The organism is Streptomyces flavochromogenes (assembly GCF_000717595.1).
Taxonomy (GTDB): domain Bacteria; phylum Actinomycetota; class Actinomycetes; order Streptomycetales; family Streptomycetaceae; genus Streptomyces; species Streptomyces flavochromogenes.
The window spans coordinates 1-249 of the sequence record NZ_JNZO01000138.1 but is presented as its reverse complement, the minus strand read 5'-3'; the positions used below and the strand labels follow the sequence as shown (position 1 = coordinate 249).

1 protein-coding gene is annotated in these 249 nt (G+C 74.3%); it reads right to left on the bottom strand.

All coding sequences use genetic code 11. The features are described 5' to 3' along the window. A partial coding sequence (locus IF00_RS42360) for a cation-transporting P-type ATPase (RefSeq protein WP_037640662.1) occupies nucleotides 1-249 on the bottom strand: 249 nt, incomplete at both ends.

The window sequence follows — 249 nt, the reverse complement described above, 5'->3', positions numbered from 1 at the left end:
GCGTTGACGGCGACGACCGCGAGGATCGCCCAACCGAGGATCGCAAGGTCCGCGACGAAGGCGAGGGCGGCGGCGGCCCACAGCAACAGGGCCAGGGGGTGGACCAGCTGTCCGACCAGCTCGCGCACGAAGGGGGCGCGCACCCTTCGTCGTACCTCGTTCGGTCCGTGGACGGCGAGGCGCCGGGCGGCCTCGCGGGCAGAGAGACCGTCCGGGCCCGTGGCGAGTTCACGACGCAGCCGGGGCAGC